At 62.4% G+C, this 1579-nt stretch carries 2 protein-coding genes; one reads left to right on the top strand and one right to left on the bottom strand.

The window, feature by feature from the left end:
- Window positions 1–113: 113 nt before the first annotated feature.
- Entirely contained in the window at window positions 114–1157 is a 1044-nt protein-coding gene (locus EN893_RS33190; protein WP_127271351.1) for an enoyl-CoA hydratase/isomerase family protein, read from the bottom strand.
- A 196-nt stretch (window positions 1158–1353) separates the two neighbouring features.
- On the opposite strand from EN893_RS33190, the gene EN893_RS33185 reads away from it, so the two are divergent.
- Window positions 1354–1579: DUF2066 domain-containing protein (locus EN893_RS33185; protein WP_128362146.1), on the top strand; the 226-nt coding region annotated here is incomplete at its 3' end.

Raw genomic sequence — 1579 nt, 5'->3', positions numbered from 1 at the left:
CCAGTAGAGAATGCCGAACAGCAGGCAATAGCCCGATATGACGCGCTGGAACCAGGCGAAGATCACCTCCACCCCGGAGGGCTGCAGCACGACGCGCCTCGAGGTCACCTCGCTCATATCAAGAGTTCCCGTTCGCCGAGCGGCGCGAAATAGGCATCGACATCCGCTTCGCTGACCGCAGCGAGGCTTGCCGGCCGCCATTGCGGCTTCGAGCCCTTGTCGATGATGGCGGCGCGGATGCCTTCGTAGAAATCATGGCCGGCGAGCATCCGGTTGAGGATGCGGAACTCCATCTTCATGCAGGCTTCCATGGACAGCGTCAGTCCGGCGCTGATCTGCCGCCAGGCGACGCGCAGGCTGGTCGGCGAGCGGGTGCGGATCGTCGCCAGTGTCTTTGCCGCGAACTCGTCGGCGGCGGCCGCACGCTCGAGGCTGTCGATGACGCGGTTCAGGGACGGTTGCGAAAAATGGCGGACAATCGCCTCCAGCGTCGGCCTGTCGGTTTCGCGCCTTGCCTGCACGAAGAAGCCGCGCAGCACCGATTCCGGATCGCCGGTCAGCGCCAGGCGGTCGAGAAAGCCAGCCTGGTCCTCGGCCTTGATGGTGTGGGTGGCCAGCCCCGACCACAGCGCATCGCCATAGCGGATGCGATTGCCGGTCAGCGCCAGATACATGCCGAAGGAGCCGCCGAGATCAGGCAGCAGGTGGCTGGCGCCAACATCCGGAAAAAAGCCGATGCCGACCTCCGGCATGGCAAATTGGGCATTCTCGGTCATCACCCGGTGCGAGCCATGGAAGGAGATACCGACGCCGCCACCCATGACGATACCGTCGATCAGGGCGACATAAGGTTTCCTAAAACTGTTGATGCGGGCATTGAGGCGATATTCATCGGCGAAGAACTCGACCGGCGGTTTTCCCGCCCGGCCTGTCTCATAGACATGCAGGATATCGCCGCCGGCCGAAAAGGCCCTGCCCTCTGCCTTGACGACGATGACGTCCATGCCCTGGTCGGCTTCCCAGGCGGAAAGAGCAGCGTCGAGCGCCCTGATCATGCCGTGCGTCAAGGCATTGAGCGCCTGCGGCCGCGTCAAGGTGACGACGCCGGCCCGGCCCAGATGTTCGAAGCGGATCTCGTCGCCTCCGCCAAAATCCATCGTGAAGAATCCCTCCCCCGGCCGCCGGGATTGAAGTGCTAAAGCGTGGCGCATGGGTGCGTCAATGGCGAGCACACCGGTGCAAGCTCTGGCCCGGACCAGGAGCGAGTGCTAAAAATCGAGCTGCAATACTGAAAAACTGGATAGAGTTCATTGCAGCGCAGCTCTGGCGGGTCTTCGAACGGGACGGTTGTTTATGACTCGATTTTCGCGCCTTGCGCCGGTGGCAATCGGGCTGAGCATCTGCTTGACTGTTCACCGGGTCATGGCGGCGACTTTGGAAGACCTCTACAATTCGCAGACCATCGTCAACGGCAAATACGAGAAGAACCGCCAGTCCGGCTTCAAGCGCTGCCTCGACGCGGTTCTGGTGCGGGTTTCCGGCGATCAGCGCCTGCCGGCGAAACCTGAAATGACGGCAT

Source organism: Mesorhizobium sp. M7A.F.Ca.CA.004.04.2.1, assembly GCF_004022825.1.
Lineage (GTDB): Bacteria > Pseudomonadota > Alphaproteobacteria > Rhizobiales > Rhizobiaceae > Mesorhizobium.
This window is presented reverse-complemented; position numbering and strand designations above follow the sequence as displayed.

Coding starts and splice junctions, on each gene's coding strand:
- EN893_RS33190 (WP_127271351.1), bottom strand. CDS start 1,157: ATGGATTTTGGCGGAGGCGACGAGATCCGCTTCGAACATCTGGGCCGG.